The organism is Paraburkholderia yinzeri, from assembly GCF_046581065.1.
In the GTDB taxonomy this organism is placed as follows: Bacteria; Pseudomonadota; Gammaproteobacteria; order Burkholderiales; family Burkholderiaceae; genus Paraburkholderia.
The window spans coordinates 1333714-1349548 of the sequence record NZ_JBFOCJ010000001.1; the positions used below are offsets into that span (position 1 = coordinate 1333714).

At 65.7% G+C, this 15835-nt stretch carries 14 protein-coding genes; 11 read left to right on the forward strand and 3 right to left on the reverse strand.

Going from position 1 to position 15835, the window contains the following annotated elements:
- The first annotated feature begins 30 nt into the window (after positions 1-30).
- Complete coding sequence (gene mtgA / locus WJ542_RS06440; RefSeq protein ID WP_411188483.1) at positions 31-744, forward strand: monofunctional biosynthetic peptidoglycan transglycosylase; 714 nt, start codon at positions 31-33, stop codon at positions 742-744.
- Positions 745-825: 81 nt separating this feature from the next.
- Here the strand turns inward: mtgA and queF are convergent, their stop codons facing one another.
- Genes queF through ilvA form a run of 3 tightly spaced genes read right to left on the reverse strand, consistent with a single transcriptional unit; the run spans position 826 to position 4214 of the window.
- Positions 826-1656 carry an NADPH-dependent 7-cyano-7-deazaguanine reductase QueF gene (gene queF, locus WJ542_RS06445; protein ID WP_411188484.1) on the reverse strand — a complete coding sequence of 277 codons (831 nt, stop codon included), beginning with the start codon at positions 1654-1656 and terminating at the stop codon, positions 826-828.
- Entirely contained in the window at positions 1653-2603 is a 951-nt protein-coding gene (locus WJ542_RS06450; RefSeq protein WP_411188485.1) for a 5'-nucleotidase, read from the reverse strand. Before WJ542_RS06450 ends, queF begins: the two co-directional genes overlap by 4 nt.
- Positions 2604-2633: 30 nt before the next feature.
- Complete coding sequence (gene ilvA / locus WJ542_RS06455; RefSeq protein ID WP_411190492.1) at positions 2634-4214, reverse strand: threonine ammonia-lyase, biosynthetic; 1581 nt, start codon at positions 4212-4214, stop codon at positions 2634-2636.
- Positions 4215-4678: 464 nt separating this feature from the next.
- On the opposite strand from ilvA, the gene WJ542_RS06460 reads away from it, so the two are divergent.
- From WJ542_RS06460 to WJ542_RS06505, 10 genes are all read left to right on the forward strand, one after another.
- Positions 4679-8722 carry a DUF3683 domain-containing protein gene (locus WJ542_RS06460; protein WP_411188486.1) on the forward strand — a complete coding sequence of 1348 codons (4044 nt, stop codon included), beginning with the start codon at positions 4679-4681 and terminating at the stop codon, positions 8720-8722.
- Positions 8723-8776: 54 nt separating this feature from the next.
- Positions 8777-9208 carry an HIT family protein gene (locus WJ542_RS06465; protein WP_411190493.1) on the forward strand — a complete coding sequence of 144 codons (432 nt, stop codon included), beginning with the start codon at positions 8777-8779 and terminating at the stop codon, positions 9206-9208.
- 48 nt (positions 9209-9256) lie between these two features.
- On the forward strand, positions 9257-9670 hold the full coding sequence (locus tag WJ542_RS06470; protein ID WP_411188487.1) for a gamma-butyrobetaine hydroxylase family protein: 414 nt from the start codon (positions 9257-9259) through the stop codon (positions 9668-9670).
- Between the two features lie 91 nt (positions 9671-9761).
- Complete coding sequence (gene ubiE / locus WJ542_RS06475) at positions 9762-10493, forward strand: bifunctional demethylmenaquinone methyltransferase/2-methoxy-6-polyprenyl-1,4-benzoquinol methylase UbiE (protein ID WP_411188488.1); 732 nt, start codon at positions 9762-9764, stop codon at positions 10491-10493.
- Positions 10494-10529: 36 nt separating this feature from the next.
- Positions 10530-11558, forward strand: a complete 1029-nt coding sequence (locus tag WJ542_RS06480) for a Tim44 domain-containing protein (protein WP_411188489.1) — start codon at positions 10530-10532, stop codon at positions 11556-11558.
- A gap of 105 nt (positions 11559-11663) precedes the next feature.
- Positions 11664-12305 carry a ubiquinone biosynthesis accessory factor UbiJ gene (locus tag WJ542_RS06485; protein ID WP_411188490.1) on the forward strand — a complete coding sequence of 214 codons (642 nt, stop codon included), beginning with the start codon at positions 11664-11666 and terminating at the stop codon, positions 12303-12305.
- Positions 12306-12308: 3 nt separating this feature from the next.
- Positions 12309-13886, forward strand: coding sequence for a ubiquinone biosynthesis regulatory protein kinase UbiB (ubiB, locus tag WJ542_RS06490; protein ID WP_411188491.1), 1578 nt, complete (start codon positions 12309-12311; stop codon positions 13884-13886).
- A 57-nt stretch (positions 13887-13943) separates the two neighbouring features.
- A complete protein-coding gene (locus WJ542_RS06495; protein WP_411188492.1) occupies positions 13944-14591 on the forward strand; it encodes a class I SAM-dependent methyltransferase in 648 nt (215 codons plus the stop codon).
- Positions 14592-14742: 151 nt separating this feature from the next.
- Positions 14743-15105: an FmdB family zinc ribbon protein gene (locus WJ542_RS06500; RefSeq protein ID WP_411188493.1), complete on the forward strand. Its 363-nt coding sequence runs from the start codon at positions 14743-14745 to the stop codon at positions 15103-15105.
- Positions 15106-15181: 76 nt separating this feature from the next.
- The gene (locus WJ542_RS06505) at positions 15182-15811 is read left to right on the forward strand and encodes a DUF502 domain-containing protein (protein ID WP_027794341.1); all 630 of its coding nucleotides are present in this window, start codon (positions 15182-15184) and stop codon (positions 15809-15811) included.
- Positions 15812-15835: the final 24 nt, after the last annotated feature.

Consider the following 15835-nt stretch of genomic DNA (forward strand, 5'->3'; position numbering starts at 1 on the left):
ATGGTGGCGCGCCGCGCGCGAGGACGCACGATGCCTGGCCGCGAAGCCGCAACGCGACCGGGCGCTTTGCGCTGGCTGGCCTACGCGGGCGCGGTCTTCGCGATCGCCTGGGTTGCGCTGCAGGCTTATTACTTCGTGCAGATCGCGCTCTGGAATATCGTCGATCCGCAATCGACGGCGTTCATGCGCACCGACGAAGGACGGCTCGGCGCCGAGTACCCGATCCAGCATCAGTGGGTGCCGTACGACCAGATCTCGCGCAATCTCAAACGCGCCATCATCGCGTCCGAGGACGCGAACTTCGTCAATAACAACGGCTACGAAACCGACGCCATCCTGCAGGCGTGGGAAAGGAACAAGCAGCGCGGCCACATCGTGCGCGGCGGGTCCACGATCTCGCAGCAACTCGCCCGCAACCTGTTTCTTTCTCGCGAGAAGAGCTATATCCGCAAGGGGCAGGAGCTCATCATCACGTGGATGCTGGAGACGCTGCTCGACAAGGAGCGCATCTTCGAGATCTATCTGAATTCGGTGGAGTGGGGCAATGGCGTCTACGGCGCCGAGGCCGCGGCGCATTACTACTACCGCACGTCGGCGTCGAAGCTCACGGCCTGGCAGGCGGCGCGGCTGGCGGTGATGCTGCCGCGTCCGAAGTACTTCGACGAGCATCGCAATTCGCCGTATCTCGCGCAGCGCGCGTCCGTGATCGCGCGGCGCATGGGCGCTGCCGAACTGCCGCACTGACCGGCGTAAAAAAAGCGCCGGGCCGGGTGGGCGATTCCCCAACGACTGCCGCGGCGCTTCCTTCCTGGATGGCTCTCGTCTTTACTGCCGCGCGAGCCGCGCGTTATCGGGCATGGGCACGTTGTAGTTGGTGCGGAACGGATTGATGTCGAGCCCGCCGCGGCGCGTGTAGCGCGCATAGATCGCGAGGCGGTCCGGCTTGCACGCGTTCAGGATGTCCACGAACATGCGCTCCGCGCATTGCTCATGGAAGCCCGTGTGATTGCGGTACGAGATGATGTAGCGCAACAGGCCCGCCTGGTCGATCTGCGGCCCCACGTAGTGGATCTGCACGCTGCCCCAGTCGGGCTGGCCCGTCACCGGGCAATTCGACTTCAGCAGGTTCGAGACCAGTGTTTCCTCGACCGGCGCTTCGTCGAACGCGGCGGTGAGGAGCGACGCGTCGGGATGATAGACCTCCGCATCCAGATCGAGGCGGTCGAGCGAGAGTCCGTCGAACTCCTCGAACGGGATCTTGCCGAACGCGCTCGGCTGTTCGAGCCGCACCGATACCGACGCGCCGCAGGCAGCCGTGACATCGCGCTTGAGCGTGTCGCGCACCGCCTCGACCGAATCGACCCGGGTCTGCGCGAACGAGCCCAGATAGAGCTTGAACGACTTCGATTCGACGATGTTCGGCGAATCGGCGGGGATGAAGAACGTCGCGATGGCGATCTGCGGCTTGCCGCGCGCGTTGAGCCACGAAAGCTCGTAGGCGTTCCAGATATCGGTGCCGAAGAAGGGCAGTTGCGCGCCGATGCCGATGCCGATCGCTTCGCGCGCACCGGCGCGCGGGATCGGGAACAGCAGCGAGGCGTCGTACTGTTCGGTGTAGGTGGCGGGTTTGCCGAGCGGAGAGTGTTCGGGAGTCATGATGTGCTGCTGGTTACGGTTGCTTCCGGCACGGTGGCCGGTGGTACGACATTCGCCACGCCGCTCGCGACATGTCCGGTCGCCGTGACCGAGCGGGCCGATTCGCAGTGGCGGATCTGGTCGTCGAAGAAAAAGTCGGGTTCGAACTCGCGCAGGAACGGGCCTTTGTCGAGTCCGCCGAGGAACATCGCTTCGTCGATTTCGATGTTCCAGGCCATGAGCGTACGGATCGCGCGCTCGTGCGCCGGCGCCGAACGCGCGGTGACGAGCGCCGTGCGGATGCGCATCTGCGCATTGGCGTCCGCGAGTTTCTGCAGGCGGTTCAACGCTTCGAGCAGTGGCTTGAGCGGGCCTTGTGCGAGCGGCAGGTCGCGGTTGTCGCGCTCGTGGCTCACGAAAGCCGTAAGACCCTCGTGCTGGAAGATCTGCTCGGCTTCGTCGGAAAACAGCACGGCATCGCCGTCGAACGCGATGCGAATCTCGTTCGCGTTGCGTCCCGCCATTGTCGCCGATTCAGGAAAAACGCGCGCGGCCGGGAAGCCGGCAGCGAGCGCGCCGCGCACGTCGTCCTGATTGGCGGAAAGAAAGAGCGACGCGTTCAGCGGCTTCAGGTAGGCCCACGGCGCACGGCCGCGCGTGAACACGCCGCGCTGGATCTCGTCGAGCCCATGCTCGCGGCACGAGCTGAAGGTGCGCAGGCCGCTGATCGGATCGCTGCGCGAGAGGATCACCACCTCGACGTGATGCGAGCCGTTGTTCAGCGCAAGCAGCTTGCGGATCAGCGCATAGGCGACGCCGGGCTGCGCGGGCACGGTGAGCCGCTCGCGCTGGAGGGCTTCGTAGGCGGCGAGATTGCCGTCCTCGAAGACGCGGTTTTCCTCTTCGAAATCGAAGAGCGCGCGCGAGGAGACCGCGACCACGAGTTTGTCGGAGAGCGAAACGCTCACTTGTGCTGACCTTTGATGTTTGGTTTGCGTTTAAGCCAGGAACAACCGGTACGCCGGATTCTGCGTCTCTTCCCAGTGCGGGTAGCCGAGCGTGGCGAGGAAGCGCCGGAACTCCGCGTCGTCCGCCGCCGGCACCTGGATGCCCACCAGGATCGAACTGTAGTCCGCCCCCTGGTTGCGGTAGTGGAACAGGCTGATGTTCCACTCCGGCGCCATCGACGACAGAAAGCGCATCAGCGCCCCCGGGCGCTCCGGAAACTCGAAGCGGAAGAGGCGCTCGTCGTGCGCCAGCGGCGAGCGTCCGCCCACCATGTAGCGGATGTGCTGCTTCGAGAGCTCGTCGCCCGTCAGGTCCACCGTCGGGAAGCCATGCGAGACGAACGCCTGCGCGATCTGCTCCGACTCGCCCCGGTTGCGGATCTGCACCCCCACGAAGATGTGCGCGCGCTCCGCGTCGTCGATGCGGTAGTTGAACTCCGTCACGCTGCGCGTGCCCACCAGCTCGCAGAAGCGTTTGAAGCTGCCGCGCTCCTCCGGAATCGTCACCGCGAACACCGCCTCGCGCGCCTCGCCCACCTCCGCGCGCTCGGCCACGAAACGCATGCGGTCGAAGTTCATGTTCGCGCCCGAGGTCACCGCCACCAGCGTCTGCCCCCGGATGCCCTCGCGTTCCACGTACTGCTTGGTTGCCGCCACGGCCAGCGCCCCCGCCGGCTCCAGCACGCTGCGCGTGTCCTGGAACACGTCCTTGATCGCCGCGCACAGCGCGTCGGTATCCACCGTGATTACCTCGTCCAGATACGCGCGACACAGCCGGAACGTCTCCTCGCCCACCAGCTTGACCGCCGTGCCGTCCGAGAACAGCCCCACTTCCGTCAGCTCCACGCGCCGGCCCGCCGCCATCGACTGCGCCATCGCGCACGAGTCGTCGGTCTGCACGCCGATCACGCGGATCTCCGGGCGCACCGCCTTCACGTACGCCGCCACCCCCGCCGCGAGCCCGCCGCCGCCAATCGGCACGAAGATCGCATGAATCGGGGCCTGATGCTGGCTCAGGATCTCCATCGCCACCGTGCCCTGGCCGGCGATTACGTCCGGGTCGTCGAACGGGTGCACGAAGGTCAGGCCGCGTTCCTCCTGCAGGCGCACGGCGTGGGCGTAGGCGTCGCTGTACGACTCGCCCGCCTGCACGACTTCCACGGTCGGCCCACCGTGCGCGCGCACGGCATCGACCTTCACCTGGGGCGTGGTGACCGGCACGCAGATCACGGCCTTCACGCCGAGCTTCGCCGCCGAGAGCGCCACGCCCTGGGCGTGGTTGCCGGCCGAGGCGGTGATCACGCCGCGCTCGAGCTGCGCGGGCGTGAGCTGCGCCATCTTGTTGTAGGCGCCGCGCAGCTTGAAGGAGAACACGGGCTGGTTGTCCTCGCGCTTGAGCCAGACCGTGTTGGACAGGCGCACCGAGAGGTTCGGCGCGCGTTCGAGTTCGGTCTCGCGGGCCACGTCGTAGACGCGCGCGGTGAGGATTTTCTTCAGGTAATCGTCGTGGGAGGCCATGCGGGCGGGCGCCTGAGCGCGAGAGTCAACGAAATATGACGGGAAAACGTCAATGATAGCGCCAACGATGAGGGCGCTGGCGGACGCTCCGTCCTCATTCCCCGACCTTCCGGACGGCGAATTATTCCGTGCCGCGGTCGCGGTTCATCATTGGCCTTATCCGTCTCCGGGCTTACCGGACAGCGTCAGCGCACGGGCGGATCATGCGTTAAAATCCGGTTTTGATAACCAGGATCGGAAGATGCACTGGCAACCTCGGACAGCCCATTTGATGCCCGCGCGGCGCGAGACCCGCCCCGCGGCGCAGCGGCACATCCGTCACGCACGATCGTGTCGCGGAGTCTGAGCGCCGGGGAACCGTCGGCGTGAGTGCTGCCGCCGCAAAGTTTCCCCACCCTAAAGTCCGCAACCAGCCACAGGCGGACACGATTTCAGAATAGCGCCCCATGCGCCCCGTCAGCATCGGCCGGGCGGCTTGCCAGCCGCCGTGCGATGCTGACCCAAAGAGTCGTCCAACCATGAACGCACCTCAAGTTTTCGATCCTCACGGCGCCGCCACCGCCGTGGCCGCCGACATCGAACCGCGCCTGCGCGAGATTCCGTACAACTACACGTCCTTTTCGGATCGCGAAATCGTCATCCGCCTGCTCGGCGAGGAAGCTTGGGCCGCGCTTGCCGAACTGCGGGCGGAGCGCCGCACGGGCCGCTCGGCGCGCATGCTGTACGAAGTGCTTGGCGATATCTGGGTCGTGCGCCGCAATCCTTACCTGCAAGACGACCTGCTCGACAATCCCAAGCGTCGCGCGCTCCTGATCGAGGCGCTGAATCACCGTCTCGCCGAAATCGAGAAGCGCCGCCGCGCCGACCTGAGCCAGCACGGCGACGAAGCCGGCATGGACCGTTCCGCGCGCGTCGAGACGCTGGTGGCCGCCGCGCGCCGCGCGATCGATTCGTTCGCGAGCGAGTTCGAGAAGATGGCCGAGCTGCGCCGCCGCGCGACGAAGACGCTTGGCCGCTGCACGCAGAAGGACAACATCCGCTTCGACGGCCTCGCGCGCGTCTCGCACGTCACCGACGCCACGGACTGGCGCGTCGAATATCCGTTCGTGGTCCTGACGCCCGACACGGAAGAGGAAATCGCCGGTCTCGTGAAAGCCTGCTTCGAGCTGGGCCTCACGGTGATTCCGCGCGGGGGCGGCACGGGCTACACGGGCGGCGCCGTACCGCTTACCCCGTTCTCGGCCGTTATCAACACCGAAAAGCTCGAACAGCTCGGTCCGGTCGAGATGACCGAACTGCCGGGCGTCGACCGCAAGGTGCCCACGATCTACTCGGGCGCCGGCGTCGTCACGCGCCGCGTGACCGAGGCGGCCGAAGCCGCGGGCTTCGTGTTCGCGGTCGACCCCACTTCGCTCGACGCTTCGTGCATCGGCGGCAACGTCGCGATGAACGCGGGCGGCAAAAAGGCGGTGCTGTGGGGCACGGCGCTCGACAATCTCGCCTGGTGGCGCATGGTCGATCCCGAGGGCAACTGGCTCGAAGTCACGCGCCTCGACCACAACATGGGCAAGATTCACGACGTGGCCGTGGCGCGCTTCGAACTGAAATGGTTCGACGGCGAGCACGCGCCGGGCGAGAAGCTGCTGCGCACGGAATGGCTCGACATCGAGGGCAAGCGCTTTCGCAAGGAAGGCCTCGGCAAGGACGTCACGGACAAGTTCCTGGCCGGCCTGCCCGGCGTGCAGAAGGAAGGCTGCGACGGCCTCATCACGTCGGCGCGCTGGGTGCTGCACAAGATGCCCGCGCATACGCGCACCGTGTGCCTCGAGTTCTTCGGCCAGGCGCGCGAGGCGATTCCGAGCATCGTCGAGATCAAGGACTATCTCTTCGAAACTTCGAAGCAGGGCGGCGCGATCCTCGCCGGTCTGGAGCACCTCGACGAACGCTATCTGCGCGCCGTGGGCTATGCGACCAAGAGCAAGCGCAACGCGTTCCCGAAGATGGTGCTGATCGGCGACATCGTCGGCGACGACGCCGATGCCGTCGCGACCGCCACGTCGGAAGTCATTCGCATGGCCAACGGCAAGAGCGGCGAAGGCTTCGTGGCCGTGAGCGCCGAGGCCCGCAAGCGCTTCTGGCTCGACCGCAGCCGCACTGCCGCCATCGCGAAGCACACCAACGCGTTCAAGATCAACGAAGACGTCGTGATCCCGCTCAACCGCATGGGCGAGTACACGGACGGCATCGAGCGCATCAACATCGAGCTGTCGATCAAGAACAAGCTGCAGTTGCTCGACGCGCTCGAAGCATTCTTCAAGGCCGGCAATCTGCCGCTTGGCCGCAGCGACGACGCGAGCGAGATTCCGTCCGCGGAACTGCTCGAAGACCGCGTGCAGCAGGCGCTCGATCTGCTCAAGCGCGTGCGCGAGCGCTGGACCTTCGTCGGCGAAATGCTCGACATGTCGTTGCGCGAGGCGCAGCACTATCTCGTGCAGCTCGGCTACGAGGCGCTGGCGGAGAAGTTCGCCGACCGCGTCGACGCACAGCCCGAGGCCACCGTGTTCCACGTCACGCAGGACCGCACGGTGCGCATTTCGTGGAAGCAGGAGATCCGCGCGGAACTGCGCCAGATCTTCAACGGCGGCGCGTTCAAGCCGATCCTCGACGAAGCCCAGGCGATTCACAAGAAGGTGCTGCGCGGCCGCGTGTTCGTGGCGCTCCACATGCATGCGGGCGACGGCAACGTTCACACGAACATCCCGGTCAACTCGGACAACTACGAGATGCTGCAGGACGCCCACGCGGCGGTCGCGCGCATCATGAAGCTGGCTCGCTCGCTGGATGGCGTGATTTCCGGCGAACACGGCATCGGCATCACGAAGCTCGAATTCCTCACGGACGACGAGATCGCCGAGTTCCGCGCCTACAAGCAGCGTATCGATCCGCAGGGCCGCTTCAACGCGGGCAAGCTGCTCGACGGCGCCGACCTGCGCAACGCCTATACGCCGTCGTTCGGCCTGATGGGCTACGAGTCGCTGATCATGCAGCAGTCCGATATCGGCGCGATCGCCGAGTCGGTGAAGGACTGCCTGCGCTGCGGCAAGTGCAAGCCCGTGTGCGCGACGCACGTGCCGCGCGCGAACCTGCTGTACAGCCCGCGCAACAAGATCCTCGCGACCTCGCTGCTGGTCGAGGCTTTTCTGTACGAAGAGCAGACGCGCCGCGGCGTGTCGATCAAGCACTGGGACGAGTTCAACGACGTGGCCGACCACTGCACGGTCTGCCACAAGTGCGTGACGCCGTGCCCGGTCAAGATCGACTTCGGCGACGTGACGATGAACATGCGCAACCTGCTGCGCAAGATGGGCAAGAAGAAGTTCAACGCGGGCAACGCGGCGGGCATGTTCTTCCTCAACGCCACGAACCCGCAGACCATCAACCTCGCGCGCAACGCGATGATGGGCGTGGGCTACAAGGCGCAGCGCCTCGGCAACGACATCCTCAAGAAGGTCATCAGGAAGCAGACGGTGCGTCCGCCTGCCACCACGGGCCGGCCGCCCGTCGTGGAGCAGGTGATCCACTTCGTCAACAAGAAGATGCCGGGCAACCTGCCGAAGAAGACGGCGCGCGCGCTGCTCGACATCGAAGACAACAAGATCGTGCCGATCATCCGCAATCCGAAGGCGACGAATGTCGATTCGGAGGCGGTGTTCTACTTCCCGGGCTGCGGCTCCGAGCGTTTGTTCTCGCAGGTGGGTCTCGCCACCCAGGCGATGCTCTGGGAAGCGGGCGTGCAGACCGTGCTGCCGCCGGGCTATCTGTGCTGCGGTTATCCGCAGCGCGGCTCGGGGCAGTTCGATAAGGCCGAGAAGATCGTCACGGACAACCGGGTGCTGTTCCACCGCGTCGCCAACACGCTCAACTACCTCGACATCAAGACCGTGGTGGTGTCGTGCGGGACCTGCTACGACCAGCTCGCCGGTTATGAATTCGACAAGATCTTCCCGGGCTGCCGCATCATCGACATTCACGAGTTCCTGCTCGAGAAGGGCATCAAGCTCGACGGTGTCACGGGCACGCGCTACATGTACCACGACCCGTGCCACACGCCGATCAAGACCGTTGACCCGGTCAAGCTCGTCAACGAACTGATGGGCTCTGAACATGACGGTTACAGAATCGAAAAGAACGAGCGCTGCTGCGGCGAGTCGGGCACGCTGGCCGTGACGCGTCCCGATATCTCCACCCAGGTGCGCTTCCGCAAGGAAGAGGAGATCCGCAAGGGTGCGGCGAAATTGCGCGGCATTCCGCTCGTGGGCAACGCCAACGGCGTGCAGCCGGTGACGCCGCAGGAAGCGGGCGGGCAGGGCACGGCACAGGACGTCAAGATCCTGACGAGCTGCCCGTCGTGCCTCCAGGGGCTTTCGCGCTACAACGAGGACGCTGGCATCGAAGCCGATTACATCGTGGTCGAAATCGCCCGGCACGTTCTGGGCGAAAACTGGATGGCAGACTATGTCCAGAAGGCGAACAATGGCGGAATCGAGCGCGTGCTGGTTTAATGTCGGCGCGTAATAATTCCGTATGATTTCGTGACGGCGGCTTCGGGGGCGATGATGGGATGCGTATTCTGCAGTGAGGATGGCGGCGACGTGCTGTGGCAGGACGAGCGGATGCGCGTCGTGTTGGCGACGTCGGAGACCGATTACCCGGGCTTCTGCCGGGTGATCTGGAACGGTCACGTTGCCGAGTTCTCCGATCTCGCCGCGCCTGACCGGGAACATCTGATGCGCGCCGTCTACGCCGTCGAACGCGCGCTGCGTCGCGTCATGCAGCCGTCGAAGGTGAACCTGGCGAGCCTCGGCAACCAGGTTCCGCATGTGCACTGGCACGTCATTCCGCGCTATACGAACGACGCGCATTTCCCGCTGCCCGTCTGGGCGCCGCGCCAGCGGACGGTTTCCGAGGCGATGCTGGGCCAGCGCCGCGCGCAGGCCACGCTGCTGCGCGACGCGGTGCGCCATGAGATGGACCAGGCGCTGGCCTGACGCATCTCGCGCGCGCCGCGCAGAACGGGCACGAGCCCGAGGACGATCATGAGTGGACTGAAATCCGATACGCCGGTGCCGACCGGCGTCGTGGTGCACGCCGTCTCGCGTGTGCTGGAGCTGCAGTACGCGAACGGCGAGAGCTATCGCATCCCGTTCGAGCTGATGCGCGTGTATTCGCCTTCGGCGGAGGTGCGCGGCCACGGGCCGGGGCAGGAGACGCTGCAAACCGGCAAGCGCGAGGTGACGATCACGGCGCTCGAAGGTGTCGGCCACTATGCGTTGCAGCCGACCTTCTCGGACGGCCACAACTCGGGCATCTATTCCTGGGACCAGCTCTACGAGCTGGCGACGCGCCAGGACGAACTCTGGGCAGAGTACTTCGCGAAATTGAAGGCGGCAGGCGCCGAGCGCGACGCGCCGATGGCGCCTCCGCCAGCGGCGCACGGCCACTGCCACTGACGCTTCCTGTTACGATCCTGCCCCGCTGTCGGCGCGTTCCGGCGCCGACGACTATCCTCAAGACCAGACCCCCCGCGAAAGGACGAGCGCGATGAGCAAAACCCACTTCGGCTATCAGACAGTCGACGAACAGGAAAAGGCGAAGAAGGTGGCCGGCGTGTTCCACTCGGTCGCCTCGAACTACGACCTGATGAACGATCTGATGTCGGGCGGGATGCACCGTGCCTGGAAGGCCTTCACGATCGCCCAGGCCAACGTGCGGCCGGGCGCGAAGGTGCTCGACATCGCGGGCGGCACCGGGGACCTTTCGATGGCGTTCGCGAAGAAGGCCGGTCCGAAGGGCGAGGTCTGGCATACCGACATCAACGAGTCGATGCTGCGCGTGGGCCGCGACCGGCTGATCGACCATGGGGTACTCACGCCCGCGCTGCTCTGCGACGCCGAGAAAATTCCGTTTCCGGACAACTATTTCGACGTGGTGACCGTGGCCTTCGGCTTGCGCAACATGACCCACAAAGACGCCGCGCTCGCCGAGATGCGCCGTGTGCTCAAGCCGGGCGGACGCCTGCTCGTGCTGGAATTCTCCAAGGTCTGGGAGCCGCTCAAAAAAGCCTACGACGTCTATTCGTTCAAGGTGCTGCCGTGGCTCGGCGCGCGCTTTGCGCAGGACGCCGACAGCTATCGCTACCTCGCGGAATCGATCCGCATGCACCCCGACCAGGAAACTTTGAAGACGATGATGGAACAAGTCGGCCTCGATGCCGTCAAATATTACAATTTGTCAGTTGGCGTGGTAGCCTTGCACGTCGGGACAAAGTATTAGCGTTCCCAAATCTCTGTCTCTAAAGGAAATTCTGTCATGTCTGAGCCCCGCGTCAATGCTTTCTCAAAGCTTTCATTGCAGTGGGCCAGACGGATCGGAGTGCTGGCTGTCACCGGCGTGATGATTGCCGGCAGCTTCGCCTCGTTCGACGCCGAAGCCCGCCGCATGGGCGGCAGCCGCAGCATCGGCAAACAATCGTCCGTCGCTTCGCAGCGCAGCACCACGCCGCCGCCTGCGCAGCCCAACTCGCCCACGTCCTCGCAGCAGCCTGGTCAGGCGCAACGCGCCCAGCCCGCCGCGCCCGCACCGGTGCCCGCCGCAGCCGCCGCGCCCGCGCGCAATCGCTGGCTCGGCCCCATCGCAGGCCTTGCGGCCGGCCTCGGCATCGCGGCGCTGCTTTCGCACTTCGGCCTTGGTGAGGCATTTGCGGGCGCGATGGCCAATGCCATCGTGATCGCGCTGATCGCGTTCGTCGCCATCTGGCTGATCCGCAAGCTCATGAGCCGCCGCCGTGCCGTTCCGGCGGCATATCAGACGGGCGGTGCCGGCTTGCCGCCGTCGGGCGGCCTGACCCAGATGCATGGCTATCCCCAGGAGCCGCGCTATAGCGCGCCGCCCACGGGCCAGTCCCTCGCGCCGGAAGCCAATCCGCTCACCACGCCGCAGATTGCCGCGGCGCCGTCGGTCCCGGCAGGCTTCGATACCGAGGCGTTTTTACGCAGCGCGAAGGTGCACTTCGTTCGCCTGCAGGCCGCCTGGGACGCGGGCAACATGGACGACATCCGCGAATTCACGACCCCCGAAATGTTTGCCGAGGTCCGTGTCGATCTCGCGGACCGGGGTTCGCAGCCCAACCAGACCGATGTCGTGCAGCTCAACGCCGATCTGCTCGACGTGGCGGAGCAGGGCAACGAGTCCGTCGCGAGCGTGCGCTTTTACGGCCTGATCCGCGAGACACAGGGCGCGGCAGCCGAGCCGTTCGTGGAGATCTGGAATCTTTCGAAGTCGCGTTTGACCGGCGAAGGCTGGCTGCTCGCAGGGATCCAGCAGATCGAGACCCACTGAGGGTGCACTGAGGCCGCACTGGGGCGCGATTGCAGTTCGCGAACGTTACAATAGGAGCCCGCGCGGGCTGTGTTGCCCGCGCGGGTTTTCTTGTTCCCCACGCCGATGACTCTCGCCGCCAAGCCCTTCGCTGCCTCCGTCAATCACCTGCTCGCCCGCGAAACGTGGGCCCGCGAACGCCTCGCTCCCTATGCGGGAAAGACGGCGCGACTCTCGTGTCCGCCGGTCGTCCTCACGCTGCTCGTCCAGCCCGACGGCTATCTTGCCGCCGTGGACGAACTCGAGGTGCAGCACGCGGACGTCGCGCTCTCGTTGCCGGCGGGCGCGCTGTCGTCGTTCGTGCAGGGCGGTCAGTCCGCGGTGATGAAGCACGTCAAGATCGAGGGCGACGCGGAGTTCGCGCAGGTCATCGGCAAGCTTGCCGAGCATCTGCGCTGGGAGCCCGAGGAAGATCTCGCGAAGCTGATCGGCGACGCGAGTGCCGCGCGCGTTGCTTCCTTCGCGCGCGCCGCGGGCGAGCAGGCGTTGCGCACCGGCCGCAACGTACTTGGCTCGGTCACGGAATACCTGCTCGACGAAAACCCGCAACTCGTGCGGCGCGCCGAGCTGGACGGCCTGTCCGCCGAACTCTCCCGCGCGCGCGACGCCCTCGCGCGCGTGGAAAAGCGCATCGAGCGCATCGAACAAAAAACGGCTGCCGGCGGCGCTACGTCGTCAAGTGGCCCGCGCCCGACAACAGGCCTCTAGAACATGCGTTTCCTGCGTTTTCTGAAGATTTTCTTCACGGTTATCCGCTTCGGCCTCGACGAAATGATGTTGAGCCGGATCAATGACCGCCGTGTGCGGTTGCTGCTTCGCATCACCACGATCGGTCGCAAGTTCGATCAGCCGCCTGGCGTGCGGTTGCGTCTCGCACTGGAGAGTCTCGGTCCCATCTTCGTGAAGTTCGGCCAGGTGCTGTCCACGCGCCGCGACCTGCTGCCGACCGACATCGCCAGCGAACTCGCTCGCCTGCAGGATCAGGTGCCGCCGTTCGACTCCCTTGTCGCGATCGGCATTATCGAGAAGTCGCTCGGCGCGCCGGTCGACGCGATCTTCGACGACTTCGAGCGCGTGCCGGTGGCGAGCGCCTCGATTGCCCAGGTGCACTTCGCGAGGCTGAAGTCCGGGCAGCACGCGGGCAAGGCGGTCGCCGTGAAGGTGCTGCGGCCGAACATGCGGCCCGTGATCGATTCCGATCTCGCGCTGCTGCGCGACATTGCCGTGTGGGCCGAGCGCCTGTGGGCCGACGGCAAGCGCCTGAAGCCGCGCGAGGTGGTGGCCGAGTTCGACAAGTACCTGCACGACGAACTCGACCTCATGCGCGAGGCCGCCAACGGCAGTCAGTTGCGCCGCAACTTCGCGGGTCTCGATCTGCTGCTCGTGCCGGAAATGTTCTGGGAGTTCAGCACGAGCAACGTGCTCGTCATGGAACGCATGGTCGGGGTGCCGATCAGCCAGGTGGACAAGCTGCGCGCGGCCGGCGTGGACATTCCCAAGCTGGCGCGCGAGGGCGTCGAGATCTTCTTCACGCAAGTGTTTCGCGATGGCTTCTTTCATGCCGACATGCACCCCGGCAACATTCAGGTGAGCCTCGATCCGGCGCACTTCGGGCGCTATATCGCGCTCGACTTCGGTATCGTCGGCGCGCTCTCGGACTTCGACAAGAACTACCTCGCGCAGAACTTTCTCGCCTTCTTCAAGCGCGACTATCATCGCGTCGCCACGCTGCACATCGAGTCGGGCTGGGTGCCGCCCCACACGCGCGTCGAGGAGCTGGAGAGCGCGATCCGCGCCGTCTGCGAGCCGTATTTCGACCGCGCGCTCAAGGACATTTCGCTCGGCCAGGTCCTGCTGCGCCTCTTCCAGACTTCGCGACGCTTCAACGTCGAAATCCAGCCACAGCTCGTGCTGCTGCAAAAGACCATGCTCAACGTCGAGGGCCTTGGGCGCTCGCTCGATCCGGAGCTCGATCTCTGGAAAACGGCCAAGCCGTATCTCGAACGCTGGATGACCGAGCAGATCGGCCTGCGCGGCTGGTACGAACGCTTGAAAATAGAGGCGCCGCAGTGGAGCAAAACGCTGCCGCAACTGCCGCGTCTCGTGCATCAGGTGCTGCTGCATCGGCAGGATTCGGGGCATGCAGTCGGCGACGAGACGATCCGCGCGTTGCTCCTCGAACAGCGGCGCACGAACCGGCTCCTGCAGGGGCTGCTGGTGTTCGGTATCGCGGTGGGGATCGGCGTGGTGGCGGCGCGCGCGTGGATCGTGTTTGCCGTGGGTGGCTGAAGCGGCTAACGTGATTGAGGCAGCGCACTTTGTGCTGCGCGGACAAGGACACACGGCATGAACGAATCGACCCCTCCTCCGGCGCCCACCGCTCCGGAGTTTGCCACGCGCGATCCGGCGCAACCGTCGTTCTGGGACGAGCGTTTCGAGCGCGGCTTCACGCCCTGGGACCAGGCGGGCGTCCAGCCGCAGTTCGAGGCGTTCGCGAATGCCCATCCTGATGCCGCCGCGCTGATACCCGGCTGCGGCAACGCCTGGGAGGCCGGCTGGCTTGCCGGGCGCGGGCGCAAGGTGAGAGCCATCGACTTCGCGAGCGCGGCGGTTGCGAGTGCGCGCGCGGCGCTCGGCAAGCACGCGGCCGTGGTGGAGGAGGCCGACTTCTACACGTACGAACCGCCGTTTGTGCCGCAGTGGGTGTTCGAGCGCGCGTTCCTGTGCGCGCTGCCCCCCGCTCAGCGCGAGAACTATGCGCTGCGCATGGCGGCGCTGCTCCAGCCGGGCGCGTTGCTTGCCGGCTACTTTTTCATCGGCGAGGCGCAGAAGGGGCCGCCGTTCCCGATCGTGCGCACGGAACTCGATGCGCTCCTGTCACCGTACTTCACGCTGCTCGACGATCAGCCGGCCACGGCTTCGCTGCCGGTGTTCGAGGGGCGCGAGCGCTGGATGACATGGCGGCGCAACGATCTGCCTGCGCGGGCTTCCTGACCGTCCCTTGATGTCGCCGGCCGTCGCCCCAAACTAACGGGACATTGGCCACAACCGCCGCTCGCCCGGCCATTGCCGGGGCGGGGGAGCATTTGCGGCTATAATTCAAGGCTTTGCAGGCAATTACCAGAATTTCATCAGGATAGAGATCATGCCGATCTACGCTTATCGCTGCGAGTCGTGCGGCTTTCAGAAAGACGTGCTGCAGAAGATCAGCGATGCGCCCCTGTCGCAGTGCCCAAGCTGCGGCGCGGACGCGTTCCGCAAGCAGGTTACCGCGGCCGGCTTCCAGTTGAAGGGCTCGGGCTGGTACGTCACCGATTTCCGCGGCGGCAATAACGGCGGCGGCAGTGGCGCGAGCGGCGCGGCGTCCGGCGAGAAGGTGGCGACCGAGGATGCCGCCTCGTCGCCGGAAAGCAGCAAGCCGGCGGGAGAGAGCACGGCGGCGCCGGCAGCTTCGAGCGCCCCGGCGGCGAGTACGGGCTCGACGGCGAGCACGACAGGAGCCACCTGAGAAACCGCGGTCCGGTTTTCGCGAACCGGGCCGCACGAGAGCCGCGCGCTACGCCGCGGCCCCAATGGCGGTGCACATGACGACGAAGAAAGCGACGCTCAAGACGATATTCCTGACCGGCTTGCTGGTGCTGGTGCCGCTCGGCATTACGTTGTGGGTGTTGAGCCTGATTATCGGCACGATGGATCAGACTTTGCTGCTCCTGCCCGAAGCGTGGCAGCCGCGCCAGCACCTGCCGGGGCTCGGCGCCGTGCTCACGCTCGCGTTCATCTTCGTGGTCGGGCTCTTCACCCAGAATTTCATCGGGCAGAAGCTGGTGTCGTGGTGGAACGCACTGGTGCGGCGCATCCCGCTCGTGGGACCGCTGTACAGCAGCGTCCAGCAGGTTTCCGATACACTGCTTTCGAGCAACGGCAACGCATTCCGCAAGGCGCTCCTGATCGAATACCCGCGCAAGGGGTCGTGGACGATTGCCTTCCTCACCGGCATTCCGGGCGGCGACGTGGCGAACCACCTGCAGGAAGACCACGTGAGCGTCTATGTGCCGACCACGCCGAATCCTACGTCGGGCTTCTTCCTGATGGTGCCGAAACGCGAGGCGATCGAGCTCGACATGACCGTCGACGCCGCGCTCAAGTATATTGTCTCGATGGGCGTCGTCGCCCCGGCTGCGCCTGCGCGCCGTCCCATCGATCCTCCGATGTAATACCGGGCGCCGCGCCGGCTGCCC

What these genes read in the sequence shown, in the direction of transcription:
- mtgA (WP_411188483.1), top strand. Translation starts at nt 31, where the DNA reads ATGCCTGGCCGCGAAGCCGCAACGCGACCGGGCGCTTTGCGCTGGCTG.
- queF (WP_411188484.1), bottom strand. Translation starts at nt 1,656, where the DNA reads ATGACTCCCGAACACTCTCCGCTCGGCAAACCCGCCACCTACACCGAA.
- WJ542_RS06460 (WP_411188486.1), top strand. Translation starts at nt 4,679, where the DNA reads ATGAACGCACCTCAAGTTTTCGATCCTCACGGCGCCGCCACCGCCGTG.
- WJ542_RS06465 (WP_411190493.1), top strand. Translation starts at nt 8,777, where the DNA reads ATGGGATGCGTATTCTGCAGTGAGGATGGCGGCGACGTGCTGTGGCAG.
- WJ542_RS06470 (WP_411188487.1), top strand. Translation starts at nt 9,257, where the DNA reads ATGAGTGGACTGAAATCCGATACGCCGGTGCCGACCGGCGTCGTGGTG.
- ubiE (WP_411188488.1), top strand. Translation starts at nt 9,762, where the DNA reads ATGAGCAAAACCCACTTCGGCTATCAGACAGTCGACGAACAGGAAAAG.
- WJ542_RS06480 (WP_411188489.1), top strand. Translation starts at nt 10,530, where the DNA reads ATGTCTGAGCCCCGCGTCAATGCTTTCTCAAAGCTTTCATTGCAGTGG.
- WJ542_RS06485 (WP_411188490.1), top strand. Translation starts at nt 11,664, where the DNA reads ATGACTCTCGCCGCCAAGCCCTTCGCTGCCTCCGTCAATCACCTGCTC.
- ubiB (WP_411188491.1), top strand. Translation starts at nt 12,309, where the DNA reads ATGCGTTTCCTGCGTTTTCTGAAGATTTTCTTCACGGTTATCCGCTTC.
- WJ542_RS06495 (WP_411188492.1), top strand. Translation starts at nt 13,944, where the DNA reads ATGAACGAATCGACCCCTCCTCCGGCGCCCACCGCTCCGGAGTTTGCC.
- WJ542_RS06500 (WP_411188493.1), top strand. Translation starts at nt 14,743, where the DNA reads ATGCCGATCTACGCTTATCGCTGCGAGTCGTGCGGCTTTCAGAAAGAC.
- WJ542_RS06505 (WP_027794341.1), top strand. Translation starts at nt 15,182, where the DNA reads ATGACGACGAAGAAAGCGACGCTCAAGACGATATTCCTGACCGGCTTG.